Raw genomic sequence first — 22840 nt, forward strand, 5'->3', positions numbered from 1 at the left:
GGTCAATCAGACCCTGAAAGGACAACTCGATCTTGAACGGCACGGCGGGCGCACCCCCGCCGGGGTGTTCACCCGCATCGCGCAGCGCCTACTGGCCATGGCCGCCGGCATCTGGCACAACTGGGAAACCGGCGTGACCAGCAAACGCTCACTCACAGCCTTCGATCACTAACACCAACTTCACCGCATCAATCATCTAGGGTTGGGCGTATGGCTGTGCGGATCAATCGCGTGTACACGAGAGTCGGAGACAGCGGCACGACCGCCTTGGGCGACGGCTCGCGGGTGCCGAAGACCGATCCGCGGCTCGCGGCGTACGCCGACGTGGACGAGGCGAACTCGGTGATCGGCCTGGCGCTGGCCATGGGCGGGCTCGGCGACGAGATCGCCGGTGTGCTGCGCCGCGTCCAGAACGACCTGTTCGACGTCGGCGCCGACCTGTGCGCGCCCGTGGTTCCCGACCCGGCCTATCCCCCGCTGCGGATCACCGAGCCGTACATCGAACGGCTGGAAGGCTGGTGCGACCAGTTCAACGAGCGGCTGCCGAAGCTGACGTCGTTCATCCTGCCGGGTGGCACGCCGGGTGCGGCCTTCCTGCACCAGGCCCGCACGGTCACCCGGCGCGCCGAGCGCAGCGGCTGGGCCCTCGTCGAGGCCGACGCCGACCGCACCAACACGCCGGCGGTCAAGTACCTCAACCGCCTGTCCGACCTGCTGTTCATCCTCGCGCGCCTGGCCAACCCGGGCGGGGACATCCTCTGGGAGCCCGGCGGGGCGTCATGAGGCGCGGCGGAAGGTCCTTCCGGGGGGCGAAGATTCGAGCCAGGACAGAAACCCGGTGAGGGCGCCGGGGCCCATGGCGAACTCGATCGGCTCGGTGCCTTCAGCCTCACAGCGAAGCACCGTGGCATCCCCGGGAACGGCGTAGGCTTCGGTTCCCGCCGGGTCGCGCCGGTCGGCGACCAGCAGCCGCTCCCGCTCGAACACGCGGTCAGGGCCGGTGCGAAGGCTCCACACGCGATACCAGGCGAAGACGTCGCCCTCGTAGCGCGCCATGCCCAGATGCCAGCCGGCACGCACATTGTCCGGATCCCAGCGCAACGCGACGCTCACGCCGCCGTTGCGCCGCATCCGCACCCAGCGCAGGCCGTACCAGCAGGCGAGGACGACAAGCGCGAGCAGGAGCACCAGGACAATCGCGGCGATTTCCACGGCCGGCTCCCGCTCGTCGCCCGGTCAGACCGATTGCCCGGCCGCTCGCAGGCGAGCGGCCGCTCTTGCCCGTTCCGCCTCGTCTTCGGCGCCGAGCGCGGCCCTGGCCGCTTCGACGTCGATCTCCTCCGCGAGCTCCGCGGACTCGGCGAGGATGCTCACCCGCTCCGCGGTTACGGAAAGGAAGCCACCGTGCACGGCCGCGTAGATGGTGTCACCGTCCGTCGTCACGATCTTGACGATGCCGCCCTCGACGAGCTGACCCAGCACCGGCTCATGACTCGGCATGATGCCGATCTCACCCTCGGTGGTCTGTGCCACCACGAACGAGGCCTTACCGGACCACAGGCGGCGCTCCACGGCGACAAGCTCGACGGTAATCTCAGCCACGAAGCTCTCCAATCACCTGGGGCGCGTATTTCCCAGTGTAATACGTCGGTGCTCAACTACGGAAAAGGGCGGGGTAGCGTCCACAATGGACACCCACCCCGCCGCGCCCGGAATCACTTCTTGGTGAGTTCCTGGTACTTCTTCTCGAGGTCGTCCAGGCCACCGATGCCCAGGAACGCCTGCTCGGGGTAGTGGTCGAAGTCACCCTTGGTGATCCGGTCGAAGGCCTCGACGGTCTCCGAGACCGGCACCGTGGAACCGGGCTGGCCGGTGAACTGCTCGGCCACCAGCATGTTCTGCGAAAGGAACCGCTCGATCCGGCGGGCCCGCTTCACGGTCAGCTGGTCCTCTTCGGACAGTTCGTCCATCCCGAGGATCGCGATGATGTCCTGCAGCTCCTTGTACTTCTGCAGGATCCGGATGACCTCGGAGGCCACCTGGTAGTGCTTCTCCCCGACGATCGCCGGGTCCAGAATGGTCGACGTCGACGCCAGCGGGTCCACCGCCGGGAAGATGCCCTTCTGGAACACCGACCGGGAAAGCTCGGTGGTGGCGTCCAGGTGCGCGAACGTGGTCGCCGGGGCCGGGTCGGTGTAGTCGTCCGCGGGCACGTAGATCGCCTGCATGGAGGTGATCGACCGGCCCTTGGTCGAGGTGATCCGCTCCTGCAGCTCACCCATCTCGTCGGCCAGCGTCGGCTGGTAACCCACCGCGGAGGGCATCCGGCCCAGCAGGGTGGACACCTCCGAGCCCGCCTGGGTGAACCGGAAGATGTTGTCGATGAACAGCAGCACGTCCTGGTTCTGCACGTCGCGGAAGTACTCCGCCATGGTCAGCGCGGACAGCGCGACCCGCATCCGGGTGCCGGGCGGCTCGTCCATCTGGCCGAACACGAGCGCGGTGTCGTTGATGACGCCGTCCTCGCTCATCTCCAGGAACAGGTCGGTGCCCTCACGGGTGCGCTCGCCGACGCCGGCGAACACCGAGGTACCACCGAAGTTCCGGGCGACACGGGTGATCATCTCCTTGATCAGCACCGTCTTGCCCACGCCGGCACCGCCGAACAGGCCGATCTTGCCACCCTGCACGTACGGGGTGAGCAGGTCGATCACCTTGAGGCCGGTCTCCAGCATCTCCGTCTTGCCCTCGAGCTGGTCGAACGCCGGCGGCTTGCGGTGGATGCCCCAGCGCTCCAGATCCTCACCGTAACCGGGCTGGTCGAGACAGTCACCGAGCGCGTTGTAGACGTGGCCCTTGACCTTGTCGCCCACCGGCACCGAGATCGGGGCGCCGGTGTCGGTGACCTCGGTACCGCGGACCAGGCCGTCCTGCGGCTGCAGGGAGATCGTGCGGACCAGGTTGTCGCCGAGGTGCTGGGCGACCTCCAGGGTCACCGTCTTGCGCAGCTCCTCGAACTCGACGTTCACCTTGAGCGCGTTGTACAGGTCCGGCACCGCGCCGCGCGGGAATTCCACGTCGACGACCGGGCCGGTCACCGACACGATGCGGCCCTTGGCTGCAGTCTCAGTCGCAGTCATCACTCTTCACTTCCTACAGCGGCGAGCGCATCGGCCCCACCGACGATTTCGCTGATCTCCTGGGTGATCTGGGCCTGCCGGGCCTGGTTCGCCAGCCGGGTGTAGGTGTTGACCAGATCGTTGGCGTTGTCCGAAGCCGACTTCATGGCGTTGCGCTGGGCGGCCAGTTGGGAGGCCGCCGACTCGAGCAAGGCCGCGAAAATCCGCGTCTTGATGTACTTGGGCAACAGGGCGGAGAGCAACCGGTCCGCGCTCGGCTCGAACTCGTACGCCGGCAGGATCTCCGCGGAGGGCTCCTCGGCATACTCGACCTCGAGCGGGGCGAGCCGCTTGGCGACCGGCGTCTGGGTGAGCATCGACCGGAACTCGGTGTAGACGATGTGCAGCTCGTCCACACCTTCCTCGAGACCCTCGGCACCCGCCAGGAACGCCTTGACCAGCTCGTCCCCGGCCTCCGCCGCGTTCTCGTAGTGCGGCACCTGGGTGAACCCGGCCCAGCTCCCGGCCACCTCGCGGCCGCGGAAGCGGTAGTAGCCCAGCCCCTTGCCGCCGATCACGTAGACCACCGGCTTCTTGCCCTGCTCGCGCAGCAGCGCGACCAGCTCGTCGGCGGCGCGCAGCACGTTACTGTTGTACGCGCCGCACAGACCCTTGTCGCTGGTCACCACGAGCACGCCGACCCGCTGCGGGTTCGGCCGCTCGACGAGGAACGGGTCGTTGAGCGTGGACGCGGTCGCCAGCGCGGACAGCGCCTTGGTGATCTCCTCGGCGTACGGTCGCGAAGCCTCCACTCGCGCCTGCGCCTTGGAGATGCGCGACGTGGCGATCAGCTCCATCGCCTTGGTGATCTTGCCGATCGACTTGGTAGCCCGGATCTTGCCCCGGAGCTCACGAAGTTGGGCAGCCATGATCCACCCTATTCCTCTCCGCCTACGCGCGAACGCGATCGCGTCACCAGGGCGCTGCCTGACGCATCGACTCGCGCCGATGCGGAGGGGCGCCGCGCCGCCGCGACAGCGTGGCCTTCGGCCCAGGCACGCGTGCGCATCACCTCATGGTTGACGTTCACCGGCACGGTCGTCACTTCTTCGGTGCGGGCTTGTTGACCTTGACGGTCTCCTGGCCGACCTTGTCCGCGTCCATCGCCTCGGCCTCGGCCTCGTTGATCAGCGTGCGGCCGGCCGAGGTGGTGAAGCCCTTCTTGAACTCGGTGGTGGCCGCGGTCACGCGCTCGGCGAGGTCGTCACTCCACCGGCCCTTGTCGCGGATCTCGGCGAGGATGTCGTCGTGCTTGTGCCGCAGGTGCTCGAGCAGCTCGCGGTCGAACCGCGCGACGTCCTCGACCGGCACGTCGTCGAACTGGCCGTTGGTGCCCAGGAACACCGTGATGACCTGCTGCTCGACCGGGATCGGCGAGAACTGCGGCTGCTTGAGCACCTCGTACAGCCGGGCGCCACGGTCCAGCTGGGCGCGCGAGGTCGGGTCCAGGTCGGAGGCGAACGCGGCGAACGCCTGCAGTTCCTGGTACTGGGACAGGTCGATCCGCAGCGAGCCCGAGACCGTCTTCATGGCCTTGATCTGCGCGTCACCACCGACCCGGGAGACCGAGGTGGTCACGTCGACCGCGGGCCGCTGACCCGAGTTGAACAGGTCCGACTGGAAGAAGCACTGGCCGTCGGTGATCGAGATGACGTTCGTCGGGATGTAGGCCGAGATGTCGTTGGCCTTGGTCTCGATGACCGGCAGGCCGGTGAGCGAGCCGGCGCCGAGCTCGTCGGACAGCTTCGCGCACCTCTCCAGCAGCCGGGAGTGCAAGTAGAAGACGTCGCCGGGGAAGGCCTCGCGGCCCGGCGGGCGGCGCAGCAGCAGCGAGATCGCGCGGTAGGCCTCGGCCTGCTTGGTGAGGTCGTCGAACACGATCAGCACGTGCTTGCCCTGGTACATCCAGTGCTGGCCGAGCGCGGAGCCCGAGTACGGGGCGAGCCACTTGAAGCCGGCCGAGTCCGAAGCCGGGGCGGCCACGATGGTCGTGTACTCCATCGCGCCGTGGTCCTCGAGGGCCTTCCGCACCGCGGCGATCGTCGAGCCCTTCTGGCCGACCGCGACGTAGATGCAACGGACCTGCTTGGCCGGGTCGCCGGACTCCCAGTTGGCCTTCTGGTTGATGATCGTGTCCACGCAGACGGCGGTCTTGCCGGTCTTGCGGTCGCCGATGATCAGCTGGCGCTGGCCGCGGCCGATCGGGGTCATCGCGTCGATCGCGGTGATCCCGGTCTGCAGCGGCTCCGACACCGGCTGCCGCTCCACCACCGAGGCGGCCTGCGACTCGAGGGCGCGGCGCTCGTCGGCATCGATGTCGCCGAGGCCGTCGATGGGCTTGCCCAGCGGGTCGACCGTCCGGCCGAGGAACGCCTCGCCCACCGGGATGGACAGGATCTGCCCGGTGCGCTTGACCTCCTGGCCCTCTTCGATCGACTCGTAGGCGCCGAGGATGACCACACCGATCCGGCGCGGTTCGAGGTTCTGCGCGACGCCGAGGATGCCGCCGGGGAACTCCAGCAGCTCGTTGGCCATGGTCGAGGGCAGGCCCTCCACGTGCGCAACGCCGTCGCCGGTGTCCACGACGACGCCGACCTCTTCCCGGGTCACATCCGGTGAGTAACTCGAGACGTAGTTCTCGATCGCGCTACGGATCTCGTCCGAGGAGATCGTCAGCTCCGTCATGTCGTTCCCGCTCTCGCTTCGTTCTTACCTGTATCCAAAGTCTGTTGTGCCAGTCCCGCGCCTCAGGCCGCGAGCCGCCTGCGCAGCGCCTCGAGCTGGCCGGCCACGCTGCCGTCGATGACCTCGTCACCGACGCGGACGACCAGCCCGCCGCGGAGGCGAGGGTCGACCTCGACGTGCAGCGCGATCGGCCGCCCGTAGATGCCGCGCAACTTCCCGGCCAGCTGATCCCGCTGGTCGGCCGACAGCTCGCTCGCGCTCGTCACGTAGGCCACCGAACGTTCGCGCCGCTGCGCGGCCAGCTTCACCAGCCGGTCGAGGCCGAACCCGATGCCGCGTCCCTTACGCCGCTCGACGAGCTGCTCGACCAACGCCAGGGTTACCCCGTCCGCCTTGCCGGCGAACAGGTCGTGGACCAGCCGGCGCTTGGTCTCCGGGGGCGCGGTCTGGTCGGACAGTGCCCGCTCCAGTTCCGGCTCGCCGTCCACAATACGGGCAATCCGGAACAACTCGTCCTCGACGGCTTCCAGGTTCCCGGCCTTTTCCGCGCTGGTCAACAGCGCCGAACGACCTAGCGACTCCAGCCCGTCGACGAGCTCGCGGGGACTGGACCAGCGCTCGCCGACCGCGGCTTCGAGCACGGCGAGGGCCGGCTCGGCGGCCTTGCCCGTCAGTAAGCGCCTGACCAGGCCCTTACGGGCCGCCGGGTCGGAGGAGCCCTCGGCGACCGCCCTGCGCAGCCCGGTCTCCCGGGTGAGCAGGCCGACCACCGCGAGCAGTTCGGTGCCGAGGGTGGCCGGGTCGGCGTCGGAACGGAGCACCTCGTCGAGGCGCTTCTCCGCGGCGGCGAGCGCCTCCCGGCTCGCCGCGTGCAGCGTCTCAGTTGCCATCAGGTACTACTTTCCGGCCCCGTTGCCGGTGCCCAGCTCGGCCAGGAACCGGTCGACCGTGCCGCGGCGCCGGGCCTCGTCCTCCAGGGATTCGCCGATGATCCGGCTCGCCAGCTCGACGGACTGACGGCCGAGTTCGGCCCGCAACTCGGTGACGATCTGCGCTTTCTGCGCCTGGAGCGCGGCGTGCCCCTGCGCGATGATCCGCGCGGCCTCGTCCTGGGCCTGCTGCCGCAGCTCTTCCCTGATCTGTTCGGCTTCCAGCCGCGCGTCGTCACGGATCTTGGCCGCTTCGGAGCGTGCCTCGGCCAGCAACGCCGTGTACTCGGCGACCTTCGCCTGGGCCTCCGCCTGGGCCCGTTCGGCCTTTTCGATGCCGCCCTCGATCTTGGCGGTCCGCTCCTCGTACATCTTCTCGAAGCGCGGAACCGCGAACTTCCAGAGCACGAACAGCAACAGTCCGAACGCGACGAACCCGAGAATCAGCTCGGAAGTCTCCGGCACGATCGGGTTCTCGGCGGCGAGCACGAGCTGTGTTTTCACGACGACTCCTTAGGCGTGAGTGGTGAACTACGCGGCGGAGGCGATGAAGTAGACGACCAGACCGATCAGCGCGAGCACCTCGACCAGAACGAACGAGATCCAGGCGATACCCATCAGCTTGCTCTGCGCCTCCGGCTGACGGGCGGTGCCGTTGATGACCGCGGCCCAGATGAGGCCCACGCCGATGCCCGGGCCGACCGCGCCCAGACCGTAGCCGATGGCCGCCAGACCAGCGTTGATGTTGACGGAGGTGGCCGCTTCGGCAAGAACGATGCTGCTCACTTGTTGTATATCCCTTTCACTCGGTCCGCGCCTGCGCGGATCGGGGGCTTGCGATTTCTGGACTTGCCTCAGTGCTCTTGCGCCAGCGCCGCACCGATGAAGTTGGCGGAGAGCAAGGCGAAAATGTAGGCCTGCAGGACCTCGATCAGTGCCTCCAGGAAGGTCATCGCGATGGCGATGGCCCACGACACGACGGAGGCCGGCTTGAGGAAGCCGGTGCTGGCCTCCAGCAGTGCCGTCCCGCCGAGCGTGAAGACGAGCAGGAGCAGGTGCCCGGCGAACATCGCGGCGAAAACCCGGACGGCGAGGAACAGCGGCTGGAAGACGAACCGCTGGACGAACTCGATCGGCGCCAGCAGGATGTAGATCGCCTTGGGCACGTTGGGCGGGAACATGACGTGCTTGAAGTAACCGACAAAGCCGTGGCGCTTGAACCCGACCGCGTGGATGGTGAGGTACACCATGATGAACAGCGCGATCGGGAATCCGATCCGCGACATGGTCGGGAACTGCAGGATCGGGATGATGCCGAACAGGTTGTTCACCAGCACGAAGGTGAACAACGAGAAGATCAGCGGGACGAACGGCCGGAAGTCCTTGGTGCCGATCTGCTCCCGGGCGATGTTGTTACGGCCGAAGTCGTAGATGGTCTCCGCGACGAACTGCGACTTGCTGGGGACGATCTTCAGGTTCCTGGTGGCGAGCAGGAAATAGGTCGCGATGATGATCACCGACAGCACGACCAGGACCATCGGCTTGGTCACCGAACCGAAGATCGGCGGCAGCACGAAATCGTCGGCACCGGGGGGGAAACCACTGCCGCCCTCGGCTAGTACCAGCGCCCTCAACTGGGCTCCTTCCGGTTCTCCCGGCCGGCGTTCACTCCGCCGGGGGAATCGTCACGATCTGGACTTAACGTACCCGATACCTTTCGGGTGGTAGGAAGCGGCTCCCCTGGGTGAACAGCAGGTGCACGTTCAGCCAACAGAAGACAGGCGTACGATCACCGAAGGCGACGTCCGCCTACCGCGCCCGTGGTGCATCCTTCACGATCGCCACACTGCTGGTCGGGGTTCCGCCATCGGGAGCGCGGCGCCAGGGCCCGCCTCCACACTGCGGACGATACCAGCCGGTACCCCGACACCGTACGGCCGTACTCCTAAACACTGGTCAAGCAGGTCAAGGCCGTGTTCAGTCGCTGTCGCCGGAGGCCGGAACAATCGTGGGGATCTTGGTCCTGCGGAAGGCCACCGCCTCCGCCGCCGCCGAGGCGAGGATGACCGCGAGCATGGTCAGGGCAAGCGCTTTCGGCTGCAGCGCGTCAACCCCGCGCAACGCGGTGAGCACGCCGAGCAACACCAGAAGCTTCACGATGTAACCACCGAGCGCGACCGCCATGACGGCCATCGGGTGCATCGCCGCCGTCTTCCGCATCATCCACAACGTGGCCAGGCAGGACGCGAATCCGATCGCTCCGCCCGCCAGCGCGCCGAACAGGCCCGGCAGACCGGCCAGCACCGCCGACACCACGACCCCGAGGGCCGCCGCGCCGACCGCGGGCCACAGCGCACCCCGGAACATCGCGTCGGCCAGCTTCAGCATGGCCTCGGTATGCGGGTTTTCGGTCTTGGTCACTGGCGCTCTCCCGTGGTTGGTCCGCGCCGGAAAGCTTACGTGGTGGTCCCGTTGGGGGGCCGCCTCAGCCTCGGGATCACCGAGACGACGGCCGCGGCCAGCAGCCCGGCGCCGACGATCCAGAACACGGTCGCCTTGTCGAACAGGGTCAGCGAAACGGCGCCGAAGCCCAGCAGCCCGGCCCACAGGTAGATGAGCAGCACCGCCCGCCGCTGCGAGTGCCCGATCTCCAGCAACCGGTGGTGCAGGTGCATCTTGTCCGCGGCGAACGGGCTCTGGCCGCGCCGCGTCCGCCGGATCACCGCCATCACCAGGTCGAGCATCGGCAGGAACAGCACGGCGATCACGACCAGCAGCGGGGCCAGCAGGGCGATCAGGTCGGAGCCGCCGAACCGGGTGTAGTTGATCTTTCCCGACGCCGAGGTGGTCGCCCCGGCGAGCATCAGGCCGATCATCATCGAGCCGGAGTCGCCCATGAAGATCTTGGCGGGCTGGAAGTTGTGCGGCAGGAAGCCCAGGCACGCGCCGGCCAGCGTGGCGGCGATCAGCGCGGGCGGGTAGGTGTTCACGTCGCCGCCCGCCGAGTCGAGCAGGCCGATGGAGAACGCGCAGGTGGCCGCGGCCGCGATGAAGCCGAGCCCGGCGGCGAGCCCGTCCAGGCCGTCGACGAAGTTCATCGCGTTGACCAGCACCACCACGAGCAGCACCATCAGCAGGCCGCCCTGGTTGTTGCCCAGGATGACCATCGAGCCGAGCGAGTTGCCGTTGCCACCCCACGGCACCCAGAACGCGTTCCACTGCACGCCGAAGATGACCAGAATCCCGGCGCAGAGCACCTGACCGGCGAGCTTCGTCCAGGCGTCGATCTCGAACCGGTCGTCCACCGCACCGATCAGCACGATCACGCCACCGCCGACGAGCACGCCGACCGGGTCGAAGGAGAACTCGAAGGCCCGGCGCAGCACGGGCAACTGGTGTGCCATGGCCATGCCACCGAGCACGCCGAGGTACATCGCGATGCCGCCCATCCGGGGAATCGGGATGACGTGCACGTCGCGGGCGCGCGGGTTGGCGATCGCGCCCGCGCGGATGGCGAAGCGGCGGACGAGACCGGTGAGCAGGTAGGTCAGCGCGGCCGAAATCAGCCCGACGAGGATGTATTCGCGGATCGGGAGACCGGCGGTGGCAATGGGGGTCATCGAGGCGTCAGGGTTTCAGCGGCACACCGAGCACTTCGGACACCGCCTCGGCGCTGACCGCGCCTTCGCGCAGCAACACCGGTTCGCCGCCCGTGAGGTCGACGATCGAGGAGGGGACCGGCTCTCCGCTCGGCCCGCCGTCGAGGTAGACCGACACCGACTCGCCGAGTTGTTCCTGCGCCTCGGCGGCGGTCGAAGCCGGCGGTCGCCCGGAAACGTTCGCACTCGACACCGCCATCGGGCCGACGTCTCGCAGCAGCTCCAGCGCGACCGGATGCAGCGGCATCCGGAGCATCACCGTGCCGCGCGTGGTGCCGAGGTCCCACTGCAGGCTGGGTGCGTGCGGGAGCACAATGGACAGATCTCCCGGCCAGAACGCCTCGATCAAAGCCCTTGCCTGCGGGGAAACTCCGAGCACCAGACCGTCTGTTGTGGACCAAGAACCGACCAGGACGCCGACCGGCATGTCCGGGCCGCGGTTCTTCGCCCGCAGCAGCGCGCGCACCGCGCCGGAGTCGAACGCGTCGGCGCCGACGCCGTACACCGTGTCCGTGGGCAGCACGACCAGCCTGCTCGACCGCACCGCCGCCGCGGCGGCCGCCAGCCCCTCGGCCCGGCTCTCCGCACGGGAACAGTCGTACACCGCACTCATGGCCGCAGAGCCTATCCCCCTGCGCGCGAGGCGCCGTCCGAAGGTGCGGTTGCGGCCCGACGGGCGGTGACGAAGCGGGGACGGCCGGTGAGGTCGAGATGGTCCTCGACGCCGGTGAGCACCTTGCGTGCCGAGACCAGCGTGGGCGCGGCCGACCCGTGCGTGTCGTCATGTTCGATCGCCAGGCCGCCGCCCGGCTTGAGCAGGCGTGCCGCGGTGCCGACCGCGTGGCGGAACACCGCGAGCCCACCCTCGGCGGCGAACACGGCCTGCGGTGGGTCGTGGTCGATCACCTCGGGTGGCAGCTCACCGCCCGGCGGCACGTACGGCGGGTTGCACAGCACCAGGTCCACCAGGCCGTCGAGCTCGGTGAAGATCGAGCTGTCACCGACGTCGCCGGAATACAGCCGGATCGGGGTGTCCCCCGCCTCGGCACGGGCGTCGGCGTTGTGCCGGGCCCAGGCCAGGGCATGCGGGTCGTTGTCCACCGCGTACACCACCGCGTCCGGCCGGGCGTTCGCGACCGCCAGGGCCAGCGCTCCCGACCCCGCGCAGAGGTCCACCACGACCGGGTATTCACGCCCTCGAAGCAGCTCCAGGCCCCATTCGAGCAGGAGTTCGGTCTCCGGGCGCGGTACGAACACGCCGGGGCCGACACCCACCGTGATCCCGCCCAGCGCGGCCCAGCCGGTGAGATGCTGCAGCGGCACCCGCTTGGCGCGCTGTGCCGCCAGCTGCCCGATCGCGTCGATCACCGGCGGATCCACCAGCGGCACCATCGGCAGGCGCCCGCGTTCGACGCCCAGCACGTGCGCGGCCAGCAGCTCGGCGTCGTTCCGGGGGGATTCGACGCCGGCGTCCTCCAGGATCCTGGTCGCCTCGAGGATGGCGAGTCTGAGGGGCTGCCGCTTCACACCTTTACTTTCCCACAGCACGGCCCGTGACGGCGGCCATACCGCCGCCGCCTCACCGGTGCGCGAAGCGCGTACCGAATCGACATTGCGCCGAAGGCGGTTAGAGCCTGGAATAACCGGAATAATCTGAAACCTTCGTTCCCACCAGCCGGAACCCAAGTGGCGTAACCACGGTCCGTTCTTCGCCAATCAAATCAAAGAACGGGGAGACGAATTTCCCGCAGGCAGCGTCTCAGCCCGCGGCCGCCAGGCGCTCCTCACGGTCGGCGGTGGCCAGGGCGTCGAGCACGGCGTCCAGCTCACCGTCGAGCACCTGGTCCAGGTTGTACGCCTTGAAGTTGACGCGGTGGTCGGAAATGCGGTTCTCCGGGAAGTTGTACGTGCGGACGCGCTCGGAGCGGTCCACCGTGCGCACCTGCGAGCGCCGGGCGTCGGCCGCCTTGCTGGCCGCTTCCTCCTCCGCGAGCGCCTGCAGCCGCGCCTGGAGCACCTGGATGGCCCGGGCACGGTTCTGGATCTGGGACTTCTCGTTCTGGCAGGACACCACGATCCCGGTCGGCAGGTGCGTCACCCGGACCGCCGAGTCGGTGGTGTTCACGCTCTGCCCGCCCGGGCCGGACGACCGGAACACGTCGATCCGCAGGTCGTTGGGGTCGATCTCGACCTCGACCTCCTCCGGTTCCGGATAGATGAGCACCCCGGCGGCGGAAGTGTGGATCCGGCCCTGTGACTCGGTCGCCGGCACACGCTGCACACGGTGCACACCGCCCTCGAACTTCAGCCGCGACCACACGCCGTCGGTCTCGGTGCCCTTGCTCTTGATGGACACCGTGACGTCCTTGTAGCCGCCGAGGTCGGAGTCGACGGCGTCGAGCACCTCGGCCTTCCAGCCGTGCCGTTCCGCGTAACGCAGGTACATCCGCAGCAGGTCGCCGGCGAACAGCGCGGACTCCTCGCCACCCTCACCCGACTTGATCTCCATGACGACGTCCGAGCCGTCATACGGGTCGCGCGGCAACAACAACTCGGTCAGGCGCGCTTCCAGAACCGGAACGCGTCCGGCGATTTCCTGCGCTTCGCCCGCGAACGCGGGGTCCTCCGCGGCGAGCTCCTTCGCGGCCGCGAGGTCACCCCGCGCGGCATCCAGCTCACCGATCGTCTTGACCACCGGTGTCAGTTCGGCGTACCGGCGGCCCAGTTTGCGTGCGCGGTTCTGGTCGGCGTGCACGGCCGGGTCCGCGAGCTGCTTCTCCAACTCGGCGTACTCGTCGAGCAACCCGCGCAGGGATGACGAATCCACAGCCGTACCTTCTCTCCGTCTCATTCAAACACATGCGCGAGTAGCCAGGCCGCGACGCACGTTGCCGGCTACCGGCCGGCCCTTTCCGCACACCGTTGCCCTCCATCGCCAGGTGCCCGTCTCGCGTGGCGGTCCGCTCCTTGGGCACACATGAAGGACGGCGCCTGTCTCCGGGCACGGAGACAGGCGCCGTCGGGGAAGCTACTTGCCGCCGGCCTTCTTCTCCCGCTTGCCGTAGCGCGCCTCGAAGCGCGCGACCCGGCCACCGGTGTCCAGGATCTTCTGCTTGCCGGTGTAGAACGGGTGGCAGTTGGAGCAGATCTCGACGTGAATGTCGCCGGAGGTCTTGGTGCTCCGCGTGGTGAAGGTGTTGCCGCAGCCACAGGTCACGTTGGTGACCACGTACTCGGGGTGGATACCGCTCTTCATGGGGTCCTCTCTTGTTGGCCGCCGGGTCCTCGATGGGAGGTGAACCGGAGCCGGACGTTCAGCGGATCAATTCTGCCAGACCGCACAACGCACTCTGGCCTCGGGGTATTCCACGGGTGTACGGATTTCGCACGGGCACGGAACTTCCGGATCACCAGGAAAACCGGAAGGAAGAAGGTCACCGTGCTTTCTCGTGGCACCACCGGCGTCTGGGCCTCGGCCCGCACGGCAGGCGTCACGCGAAGCACCCTGTCCCGGCGGGCAGGGTGCTTCGCCGCGCCGTCAGTCCTCGTCGGAGCCCAGGGCCGTCTTCGAGACCTGCATCAGGAACTCGATGTTGGTCTTCGTCTTGCGCAGCCGGGACAGCAGCAGGTCGATGGCCTGCTGGGAGTCCAGCGCGTGCAGCACCCGGTGCAGCTTGTGGTGCACGGCCAGCTCGTCCGGCGAGAGCAGCAGCTCCTCCTTACGGGTGCCGGACGGGTTGATGTCCACCGCCGGGAACACCCGGCGCTCGGCGATCTTGCGGTCCAGCTTGAGCTCCGCGTTACCGGTGCCCTTGAACTCCTCGAAGATCACCGTGTCACCGGTGGACCCGGTCTCCACCATCGCGGTGGCGAAGATGGTCAGCGAACCGCCGTTCTCGATGTTGCGGGCAGCGCCGAGGAACCGCTTGGGCGGGAACAGGGCGGTCGAGTCGACACCACCGGAGAGGATCCGGCCGGACGCCGGGGCCGCCAGGTTGTAGGCACGACCGAGCCGGGTGATCGAGTCGAGCAGGACCACCACGTCCATGCCCATCTCCACCAGGCGCTTGGCCCGCTCGATGGACAGCTCGGCGACCGAGGTGTGGTCTGACGGCGGACGGTCGAAGGTGGAGGCGATGACCTCGCCCTTCACCGACCGCTGCATGTCGGTGACCTCTTCCGGCCGCTCGTCGACGAGCACGACCATCAGATGGCACTCGGGGTTGTTCGTGGTGATCGCGTTGGCGATGTCCTGCATGATCGTGGTCTTGCCCGCCTTCGGCGGCGACACGATCAGCGCCCGCTGCCCCTTGCCGACCGGCATCACCAGGTCGATCACCCGGGTGGTCAGCTTGTGCGGGTCGGTCTCCAGGCGAAGCCGCTCGTTCGGGTAGAGCGGGGTCAGCTTGGTGAACTCCGGGCGCCGCCGGGCCTGGTCCGGTTCGAGGCCGTTGATGGTGTCCACCCGCACCAGCGGATTGAACTTCTGCCGCTGCTGCTCGCCCTCGCGCGGCTGCTTGACCACGCCGGTGATGGCGTCGCCGCGGCGCAGGCCGTACTTGCGGACCAGCGACAGCGAGACGTACACGTCGTTCGGCCCCGGCAGGTAGCCCGACGTGCGCACGAACGCGTAGTTGTCCAGCACGTCGAGGATGCCGGCGACCGGGAGCAGGACGTCGTCCTCGCGGATCTCGGTGTCCTGCCCACCCTCACTGCGGCCGCTGCCACGGCCGCGGCGGCGGTCACGGAACCGGCGGCCCCGGCGGCCGCCCTCTTCGTCGTCCTGACCCGCCTGGGCCGGCGCGTTGTTGCCCTGCTGGTTGCGCTGGCCGGGCTGGTTGCCGGACGGGCGGTCGTTCTGGCGCCGCTCCTGGCCGCCTGCCTGCTCGCCGCCGGAGGAACGCTCACCACCCGGGGAACGCTCGGCGCGCGGCTGCTGGTCGCGCTGAGCCGCCTGCTCCGGGCTGCCCTGGGCGCGGCTCGCGCCGCGACGGCGGCGACTGCCCTCACGGCGCCCGCCGTCCTCACCCTGCTGGGTGCCGCCGGGCTGCTCCTGCTCGGCCTGGGGCTGGGCGGCCGGCTCCGCCGTCCGCTCGGCGGCCTGCTCGGCAGGCGGGGCCTCGGCGGGCTTGGCCTGCTCGACGGTCTTTGCAGTGGGCGTGGTCAACCCCTCCAGCGGCAGCGTGTTGTCGGTGCGCAAAGTGGGCTTGCGGGGCGACTTGCCCTGCCGCTCACGGATCGCGGCGATGAGATCACCCTTGCGCATCCCCTTGGTGTCGGCGACACCAAGCTCACTCGCGAGTGCCCGCAGGTCGGCGATAACCATGCCGGACAGGCCTCCGGTGCGGCGCTTAGGCGTGGCCGTACCGTTCGCGGGTTCCGAGACCGGAGCGTCCTGTGTGTCCAGGTCGCCGCTCAAAAGATCGGTGTTGCTCACACATGTCCTTCCTGACCGATCCACGCCTCCAGGTGGATCAGCGGACTACCGCTCGCGGCTGATCGCGAAACGGCTTTCTCTAATACTCCGGTGTGCGGCTTCTCCAGCCGAGACCGCAGGTCACAGCGGCGGAGCCGCCACACGGGAGGGGTGCCGTCACCGTATCGGCTCAACGAAAGATGCGATCCGGGAAGGACCCCCGGGACTCACACCGGGTGCGGACTGCGCACGGTGATCGAACGCCCCCGAGAGTAGACCGCCCCGCGATGCGGTGCAACAACCACCCCCGGTGTGGCGCGAATCCGCCGCATCCACGCTACCAGCCTGTTACCAAGAAGACCGAAAGTAAGTCAACCCGCTTGACCGGCGTTCGGGCTTCCACGATGCTTCTGCCCGATCGGTATCGAACCGGCATCTACCCGCACAGCACCCCGACTCCGTCGAGGTCGACCGGCAGTTCGGTGACCTCGAAACCTTCAACGTCGACGCCTGCCGGAATTATTCCGTCCAGGGTCAGCGCGAGCACCGACGGCCCGGCTCCCGATATCGCCGCCGCGACTCCGGCTTCGCGCAGGTCATCCACGAGTTTCGCGCTCGCCGGGTAGGCCGGGGCGCGATAGTTCTGGTGCAACCTGTCCGCGGTGGCCGCGAGCAGGAAGGACGGGTCCCGGGTGAGGGCGTGCACGGCCAGCGCCGCGCGTCCCGCGCTGAAGGCCGCGTCGGCGTGCGGAACCCGCGCGGGCAGGAGTCCCCTGGCCACCGTGGTCGCGGACCGCACCGCGGGAACGGCCAGTACCGGGCGCAGGCCGGGATGCGGGTCGAGCCGGGCGGCGTGAAACCGGCCACTTTCCGACCAGGCGATCACCAGGCCGCCGAACATGCTGGCGGCGGCGTTGTCGGCGTGTCCCTCGAATTCGGCCGCGAGTTGCAGCGCGCCGGCGTCCACGGCCTTGCCCGCCAGCGCGTAGCCGGCGGTGACGCCCGTCACCACGGCCGCCGCCGAGGAACCCAGCCCGCGGGCGTGCGGAATGGCATTCGAGCAGCGCAGCCGCAACCCGGGTAACGACACGCCGAGGTGCTCACACGCGCAGCGCAGCGCCCGGACGACCAGGTGGGTCTCGTCGGTCGGGACGTCCGCCACCCCGCCCGCACCGGCGTCGAGCACCTCGACCTCGAGACCCGAAGCCGCGACCCGCACCTCGACCACGTCCCGCAGGCCGAGCGCCAGGCCCAGCGTGTCGAACCCGGGCCCAAGATTGGCCGTGGACGCGGGCGCGCTCACCCTCACCGAGGTCACGTGAGTTCCAGAGCGGCGGCGACCGCGCGGGGGTCCACCGCCAGCGGCTCCACCTCGACGTTGCCTTCGAGCGCCGTGGCGGGGTCCTTGAGGCCGTGCCCGGTGACCGTGCAGACGACCGTCGAGCCCTTCCGGAGCCTGCCGTCGGCGACGGTGTGCAGCATCCCGGCGACGCCGGTCGCGGACGCGGGCTCCACGAACACGCCCTCGGTGCGCGCGAGCAGCCGGTACGCGGCGAGGATCTGCTCGTCCGTGATCGCCTCGAACAGGCCGCCGGACTCCTCCCGGGCGGTGATCGCACCTTCCCAGGACGCCGGGCTGCCGATCCGGATGGCGGTGGCGATGGTCTCGGGCTCGGCCACCGGCTCGCCGTGCACGAGCGGCGCGGCGCCCGCGGCCTGGAATCCGAACATACGGGGTGTGGCCGGCACCACCCCGTCGGCCGCGTACTCGGCGTATCCGGCCCAGTAGGCGGTGATGTTCCCGGCGTTGCCCACCGGGAGGCAGTGCACGTCCGGCGCGCGTCCCAGCACGTCGCAGATCTCCAGCGCGGCGGTCTTCTGGCCGGCGATGCGGACCGGGTTCACCGAGTTGACCAGCGTCACCGGATAGTCGATCGCGGTCTTGCGGGCGAGTTCGAGGCAGTCGTCGAAGTTGCCGTCGATCTGCAGGATGCGGGCACCGTGCAGGATCGCCTGCGCCAGCTTGCCCATCGCGATCTTGCCCTGCGGGATGAGCACCGCGCAGGTCAGCCCGGCCCGCGCGGCGTAGGCGGCGGCCGAGGCGGAGGTGTTGCCGGTGGACGCGCAGATCACCGCCTTGAGGCCGCTGGCCAGCGCGTGCGTGATCGCCACGGTCATGCCGCGGTCCTTGAACGAGCCGGTCGGGTTGGCGCCCTCGACCTTGAGATAGACCGTGCAGCCGGTCAGCTCGGACAGGTGCGGGGCGGGCATCAACGGCGTGTTGCCCTCGCCCAGGGTGATCACCCGCGCGCCGGGCGGGACGGGCACCCGGCCGGCGTAGGCCTCGATGATCCCGGGCCAACCGGGCTTGGCCGTCATCAGTCTTCGCCCTCCACGCGCATCACGCTGACCACTTCTTTGACCACATCCATCTTGCCGATCTCCTCGACGGTGGCCTGCAGCGCCTCGTCCGGGGCCAGGTGGGTCACGATGACCAGGCTGGCGGTGGCGGTGCGGTCCCGCTGGCGGACCGCGGCGATGCTCACGTCGTGCGCCGCGAACACGTGCGCCACCTGGGCCAGCACGCCCGGGCGGTCGGTCACGTCGAGGCTGACGTGATAGCGGGTCGGGGTCTGCCCCATGGGCCGCACCGGCAGGGCGGCGTGGGCGGACTCGCGCGGTCCGCGCCCGCCGAGAACCCTGTTACGCGCCACGGCGACCAGGTCGCCGAGCACCGCGCTGGCGGTGGGCGCCCCGCCCGCGCCCTGGCCGTAGAACATCAGTTCGCCGGCGGCGTCGGCTTCCACGAACACGGCGTTGAACGCGCCGTTGACCCCGGCCAGCGGATGGCTGCGCGGAATCATCACCGGGTGCACCCGTGCCGAGACCGACTCCGTGCCGTCGTCAGCGGTCACCCGCTCGCAGATGGCGAGCAGCTTCACCGTGCGGCCCAGCACCTTCGCGGCCGCGATGTCGAAGGAGGACACTTCGGCGATACCCTCGCGGTGCACGTCCGCGGCGGTGACCCGGCTGTGGAAGGCGAGCGAGGCCAGGATCGCCGCCTTGGACGCGGCGTCGTAACCGTCCACATCGGCCGTCGGGTCCGCCTCCGCGTAGCCGAGCCTGCTGGCTTCCTCCAGGGTTTCCGCGTAGCTCGCGCCGGTGGCGTCCATTGCGGACAGAATGAAGTTGGTGGTGCCGTTGACGATGCCCATCACCTTGGTGATCCGGTCACCGGCGAGCGACTCGCGCAACGGGCGCAGCAGCGGGATGGCCCCGGCCACCGCGGCCTCGAAGTACAGGTCGGCCCCGGCGGCGTCCGCCGCCTCGGACAGCTCCGCCGAGCTCTCGGCGAGCAGCGCCTTGTTGGCCGTCACCACGGACTTTCCCTTGCGCAGCGCGGTAAGCAGCCAGCCGCGCACCGGCTCGATGCCGCCGATCAGCTCGACCACGACGTCCACATCGGACTCGACCAGCGCGGCCGCGTCGGCGGTCAGCAGGTGCTGCGGCAGCTCCGGGTGCTTGCCGGGGCGGCGCACCGCGATCCCGGCCAGCTCGACCGGGGCACCGGCGCGCGCGGCGAGCTCGTCGGCATGCTCGGTGAGCAGCCTCGCCACCTCGGTGCCCACCGTGCCACAGCCCAGCAGCGCCACGCGCACCGTCTTACCATCCACAGTGGACACAGCGCTCATGGTCACCGCTCCTCCGCGAGTTCGCGCGTCGCAAAGGCCGTGCCCCCACGGAAACGGACAAGGCCCGCTCTGTGGCCGGCTTGGCGGCCGCGACTCACTACGGCGGTCATCGCACCTCCAGGTGCAGCATGTCGTCGACGGTCTCCCGGCGGAGCAGCAGCCTCGCCTCGCCGTCACGCACCGCGACGACCGCGGGGCGGGGCAGCCGGTTGTAGTTGCTCGCCATCGAGTAGCAATACGCTCCGGTGGCCGCCACGGCAAGCAGGTCACCCGGCGCGAGCGTGTCGGGCAACCAGCAGTCGCGGACGACGATGTCGCCGGACTCGCAGTGCTTGCCCACCACACGCGACAACGCGGCCCCCACGACCTCCGTCCCACCGTCGGCGCTGGCGCGGGAGACCAGGCGGCAGTCGTAGACCGCGTTGTAGAGCGCCGTGCGGATGTTGTCGCTCATCCCGCCGTCGACGCTGACGTACCGGCGCTCGTGGTCATGGCTGACGATGACGTTCTTGATGGTGCCGACCTCGTAGAGGGTGACCGTGCCGGGCCCGACGATCGCCCGGCCGGGTTCGACCGCGATCCGTGGCGTCGCCAGGCCCTCGTGCTCACATTCCTTGGCCACCATCCTGCGCAACTGCTCGGCGAGGAACGCCGGCGGCGGCGGGTCGTCGTCGGGGGTGTAGGCGATACCGAGCCCACCGCCGAGATCCACAGTGGACAATGAGCGGAGCGCGTCCTCGCCGTGTTCCTTGCGCAGCTGCGCCAAAAGACCGACCACCCGGCGCGCGGCCACCTCGAATCCGTCCGCGTCGAAGATCTGCGAGCCGATGTGGCTGTGCAGACCGGCAAGCTCGAGCGAGTGCGCGTTGAGCACGCGGCGCACCGCCTCGGCCGCGTCACCGGACGCCAGCGAGAAACCGAACTTCTGGTCCTCGTGCGCGGTCGCGATGAACTCGTGGGTATGGGCCTCGACACCGACCGTCACCCGCACCAGCACCTGCTGCACGACACCGAGCCGGGCGGCGATGTCGGCGAGGCGGGCGATCTCGTAGAACGAGTCGAGCACGATAGTGCCGACTCCGGCGCCGACCGCGTTCTCCAGTTCGGCGACCGACTTGTTGTTGCCGTGAAAGGTGATCCGGTCCCCGGGAAAGCCGGCCCGCAGCGCGATCGCCAGCTCCCCGCCGCTGCAGATGTCCAGGCTCAGGCCCTGCTCGGCCACCCAGCGGGCGATTTCGGTACACAGGAAGGCCTTCGACGCGTAATGCACCAGCGCCGGGTCGCCGAACGCGCGGGCGTGCTCGGCGCAGCGGGACTTGAAGTCATCCTCGTCGATCACGAACAGCGGCGTGCCATAGGTCTCGGCGAGCTCCCGGACGTCCACACCGGCGAGCCGCACGACGCCGTCTTCGCCACGGGAAGCGTTGCGCGGCCACACGTTCGGGTGCAACCGGTCGAGTTCGTCCGATGTGGACGGGGGGAGACCCGCGGTGTCGAGATGCGGAAGAACCTCCGCGTGCCGGGGTCCTGCTGGGTGCGCCATTTCCTACATCCGTTCCGGGGCCGAGACGCCCAGCAAACCGAGCCCGTTGGCCAGCACCTGCCTGGCCGACCCGCACAGCGCGAGCCGGGCGAAGGTGAGGGGGGTCGCCTCCTCGTCGCCCTGCGGGAGCACCCTGGCCACGTCGTAGAACTTGTGGAACGCGCTGGCCAGGCTTTCCAGGTACCGGGCGAGACGGTGCGGCTCACGCAGCTCCGCCGCCTTGCGCAGTACCTTCGGGAACTCCCCGATCGTGCGGATCAGGTCGCCTTCGCGGGGCAGGGTGAGCAGGCCGAGGTCGGCGTTCACGTCGAGCTCGAGCCCGAGGTCGGCCGCGTTGCGCTGCACCGAGGCCAGCCGGGCGTGCGCGTACTGCACGTAGTAGACCGGGTTGTCGTTGCTGTGCTTGCGAAGCAGGTCCAGGTCGACGTCGAGGCCGGAGTCCACCGAGTAGCGGCACAGCTCGTACCGGGCCGCGTCCACGCCGACCGCCTCGACCAGGTCCTCCATCGTGATCACGGTGCCCGACCGCTTGCTCATCCGGACCGGCTTGCCGTCGCTGACCAGGTTCACCAGCTGGCCGATGAGCACCTCGACGACCGCGGGATCGTGGCCCATCGCGGCCGCGGCCGCCTTCAGCCGCGCGATGTAGCCGTGGTGGTCCGCGCCGAGCATGTAGATGCACAGGTCGAACCCGCGGCTCATCTTGTCGTGCAGGTAGGCGATGTCCCCGGCGATGTAGGCGGGATCACCGTCGCTCTTGATGACCACCCGGTCCTTGTCGTCCCCGAACTCGGTGGAACGCAGCCACCAGGCGCCGTCCGAGTGGTAGAGGCGGCCGGATTCCTTCAGCTCCTCGACCGCGCGCGCCACCGCCCCGCTGTCGTGCAGCGAGCCCTCGTGGAAGAAGACGTCGAAGTCGGTACCGAACTCGTGCAGGCTCTTCTTGATCTCGTGGAACATCAACTCGATGCCGATGCGGCGGAAGGTCTCGCGCCGCTCGGCCTCGGGCAGCGACAGCGCGCTGGGTTCCTGGCGGAGGACCTCGGCCGCGATGTCCGTGATGTAGGCGCCCGCGTAGCCGTCCTCGGGCACGGGGTCGCCCTTGGCCGCGGCGATGAGCGAGCGCACGAAACGGTCGATCTGCGCGCCCGCGTCGTTGAAGTAGTACTCGCGGGTGACGTCGGCTCCCTGGGCGGCCAGAATGCGGCCGAGCGCGTCGCCGACCGCCGCCCAGCGGGTGCCCCCGAGGTGGACCGGCCCGGTCGGGTTGGCGGACACGAACTCCAGGTTGATCCGGCGTCCGGCCAGCGTGTCACCGAAGCCGTACCGCTCCCCCGCCGCGAGCACCTGACGGACCTGCTCGCCCTGCGCGTCGGCGGCGAGGCGGAAGTTCAGGAACCCCGGCCCGGCGACCTCGGCGCTGGCCACCCCGTCGGCCTTGACGACCTCGTCGGCCAGTGCCTGCGCGAACTCGCGACTCGTCATCCCGGCCTTCTTGGCGACCTGGAGCGCGAGATTGGTCGCGTAGTCGCCGTGTCCGGGGTTGCGAGGCCGTTCGATCGTCACGGGGTCGGGCAGGACGGCGTGGTCGATGCCACGCGCGGAAAGCACCTGCACGGCGGAGGAACGAACGAGGTCGGCGAGCACGGCGGGAGTCACTCCGCGAGTGTAAGGCCGCAGGCACCGACGCTCGGTGACCGCCCACGGATGGTGCCCAGCGGGTTCTCGGCCGACACG

22 protein-coding genes and 1 pseudogene are annotated in these 22840 nt (G+C 69.2%); 2 read left to right on the top strand and 21 right to left on the bottom strand.

What is annotated here, in order from left to right:
* Both VJT49_RS01050 and VJT49_RS01055 read left to right on the top strand, forming a co-directional pair.
* Window positions 1-172 (top strand): annotated as a pseudogene (locus tag VJT49_RS01050) (IS982 family transposase); the annotation flags it as partial.
* A gap of 38 nt (window positions 173-210) precedes the next feature.
* On the top strand, window positions 211-783 hold the full coding sequence (locus VJT49_RS01055) for a cob(I)yrinic acid a,c-diamide adenosyltransferase (RefSeq protein ID WP_324162178.1): 573 nt from the start codon (window positions 211-213) through the stop codon (window positions 781-783).
* On the opposite strand, the gene VJT49_RS01060 is transcribed toward VJT49_RS01055, so the two are convergent.
* The 21 genes from VJT49_RS01060 to argS all read right to left on the bottom strand — a co-directional run bounded on the left by VJT49_RS01060 (window position 778) and on the right by argS (window position 22762).
* On the bottom strand, window positions 778-1212 hold the full coding sequence (locus VJT49_RS01060; RefSeq protein WP_324162180.1) for a DUF2550 domain-containing protein: 435 nt from the start codon (window positions 1210-1212) through the stop codon (window positions 778-780). The genes VJT49_RS01055 and VJT49_RS01060 overlap by 6 nt on opposite strands.
* A gap of 24 nt (window positions 1213-1236) precedes the next feature.
* A complete protein-coding gene (locus tag VJT49_RS01065; RefSeq protein WP_324162182.1) occupies window positions 1237-1602 on the bottom strand; it encodes a F0F1 ATP synthase subunit epsilon in 366 nt (121 codons plus the stop codon).
* 113 nt (window positions 1603-1715) lie between these two features.
* Window positions 1716-3140 carry a F0F1 ATP synthase subunit beta gene (atpD, locus tag VJT49_RS01070; RefSeq protein WP_324162184.1) on the bottom strand — a complete coding sequence of 475 codons (1425 nt, stop codon included), beginning with the start codon at window positions 3138-3140 and terminating at the stop codon, window positions 1716-1718.
* Window positions 3140-4048, bottom strand: coding sequence for a F0F1 ATP synthase subunit gamma (locus VJT49_RS01075; RefSeq protein WP_324162186.1), 909 nt, complete (start codon window positions 4046-4048; stop codon window positions 3140-3142). The genes atpD and VJT49_RS01075 overlap by 1 nt, the downstream gene beginning before the upstream one ends.
* A 172-nt stretch (window positions 4049-4220) precedes the next feature.
* On the bottom strand, window positions 4221-5864 hold the full coding sequence (atpA, locus tag VJT49_RS01080; RefSeq protein ID WP_324162188.1) for a F0F1 ATP synthase subunit alpha: 1644 nt from the start codon (window positions 5862-5864) through the stop codon (window positions 4221-4223).
* A 62-nt stretch (window positions 5865-5926) separates the two neighbouring features.
* A complete protein-coding gene (locus VJT49_RS01085) occupies window positions 5927-6754 on the bottom strand; it encodes a F0F1 ATP synthase subunit delta (RefSeq protein WP_324162189.1) in 828 nt (275 codons plus the stop codon).
* Window positions 6755-6760: 6 nt separating this feature from the next.
* Window positions 6761-7297 (bottom strand): F0F1 ATP synthase subunit B, encoded by a 537-nt coding sequence (locus VJT49_RS01090; protein WP_324162191.1) that lies wholly within the window; start codon window positions 7295-7297, stop codon window positions 6761-6763.
* Window positions 7298-7324: 27 nt separating this feature from the next.
* Complete coding sequence (locus tag VJT49_RS01095; protein ID WP_324162193.1) at window positions 7325-7579, bottom strand: ATP F0F1 synthase subunit C; 255 nt, start codon at window positions 7577-7579, stop codon at window positions 7325-7327.
* A gap of 68 nt (window positions 7580-7647) precedes the next feature.
* Window positions 7648-8427, bottom strand: coding sequence for a F0F1 ATP synthase subunit A (gene atpB, locus VJT49_RS01100; protein WP_324162195.1), 780 nt, complete (start codon window positions 8425-8427; stop codon window positions 7648-7650).
* A 343-nt stretch (window positions 8428-8770) separates the two neighbouring features.
* Window positions 8771-9214, bottom strand: coding sequence for a hypothetical protein (locus VJT49_RS01105; RefSeq protein ID WP_324162197.1), 444 nt, complete (start codon window positions 9212-9214; stop codon window positions 8771-8773).
* Window positions 9215-9249: 35 nt separating this feature from the next.
* Window positions 9250-10413 (bottom strand): MraY family glycosyltransferase, encoded by a 1164-nt coding sequence (locus VJT49_RS01110; RefSeq protein ID WP_324162199.1) that lies wholly within the window; start codon window positions 10411-10413, stop codon window positions 9250-9252.
* Window positions 10414-10420: 7 nt separating this feature from the next.
* The gene (locus VJT49_RS01115; RefSeq protein WP_324162201.1) at window positions 10421-11065 is read right to left on the bottom strand and encodes an L-threonylcarbamoyladenylate synthase; all 645 of its coding nucleotides are present in this window, start codon (window positions 11063-11065) and stop codon (window positions 10421-10423) included.
* A gap of 11 nt (window positions 11066-11076) precedes the next feature.
* Window positions 11077-11979, bottom strand: coding sequence for a peptide chain release factor N(5)-glutamine methyltransferase (gene prmC / locus VJT49_RS01120; RefSeq protein ID WP_324162203.1), 903 nt, complete (start codon window positions 11977-11979; stop codon window positions 11077-11079).
* A 232-nt stretch (window positions 11980-12211) separates the two neighbouring features.
* Entirely contained in the window at window positions 12212-13279 is a 1068-nt protein-coding gene (gene prfA / locus VJT49_RS01125; protein WP_324162205.1) for a peptide chain release factor 1, read from the bottom strand.
* 201 nt (window positions 13280-13480) lie between these two features.
* The gene (gene rpmE / locus VJT49_RS01130; protein ID WP_324162207.1) at window positions 13481-13708 is read right to left on the bottom strand and encodes a 50S ribosomal protein L31; all 228 of its coding nucleotides are present in this window, start codon (window positions 13706-13708) and stop codon (window positions 13481-13483) included.
* Window positions 13709-13990: 282 nt separating this feature from the next.
* The gene (gene rho / locus VJT49_RS01135; protein ID WP_324162208.1) at window positions 13991-15889 is read right to left on the bottom strand and encodes a transcription termination factor Rho; all 1899 of its coding nucleotides are present in this window, start codon (window positions 15887-15889) and stop codon (window positions 13991-13993) included.
* Window positions 15890-16304: 415 nt separating this feature from the next.
* A complete protein-coding gene (gene thrB, locus VJT49_RS01140) occupies window positions 16305-17186 on the bottom strand; it encodes a homoserine kinase (RefSeq protein ID WP_324162210.1) in 882 nt (293 codons plus the stop codon).
* The gene (thrC, locus tag VJT49_RS01145) at window positions 17183-18247 is read right to left on the bottom strand and encodes a threonine synthase (RefSeq protein ID WP_324162212.1); all 1065 of its coding nucleotides are present in this window, start codon (window positions 18245-18247) and stop codon (window positions 17183-17185) included. The genes thrB and thrC overlap by 4 nt, the downstream gene beginning before the upstream one ends.
* A complete protein-coding gene (locus VJT49_RS01150) occupies window positions 18247-19560 on the bottom strand; it encodes a homoserine dehydrogenase (RefSeq protein WP_324162213.1) in 1314 nt (437 codons plus the stop codon). Before VJT49_RS01150 ends, thrC begins: the two co-directional genes overlap by 1 nt.
* Before the next feature lie 106 nt (window positions 19561-19666).
* On the bottom strand, window positions 19667-21103 hold the full coding sequence (gene lysA / locus VJT49_RS01155) for a diaminopimelate decarboxylase (RefSeq protein ID WP_324162215.1): 1437 nt from the start codon (window positions 21101-21103) through the stop codon (window positions 19667-19669).
* Between the two features lie 3 nt (window positions 21104-21106).
* Window positions 21107-22762 carry an arginine--tRNA ligase gene (gene argS, locus VJT49_RS01160; RefSeq protein ID WP_324162216.1) on the bottom strand — a complete coding sequence of 552 codons (1656 nt, stop codon included), beginning with the start codon at window positions 22760-22762 and terminating at the stop codon, window positions 21107-21109.
* Between the last annotated feature and the right edge of the window lie 78 nt (window positions 22763-22840).

Origin of the sequence: Amycolatopsis sp., from assembly GCF_035276945.1 — a bacterium.
GTDB lineage: Bacteria > Actinomycetota > Actinomycetes > Mycobacteriales > Pseudonocardiaceae > Amycolatopsis_E.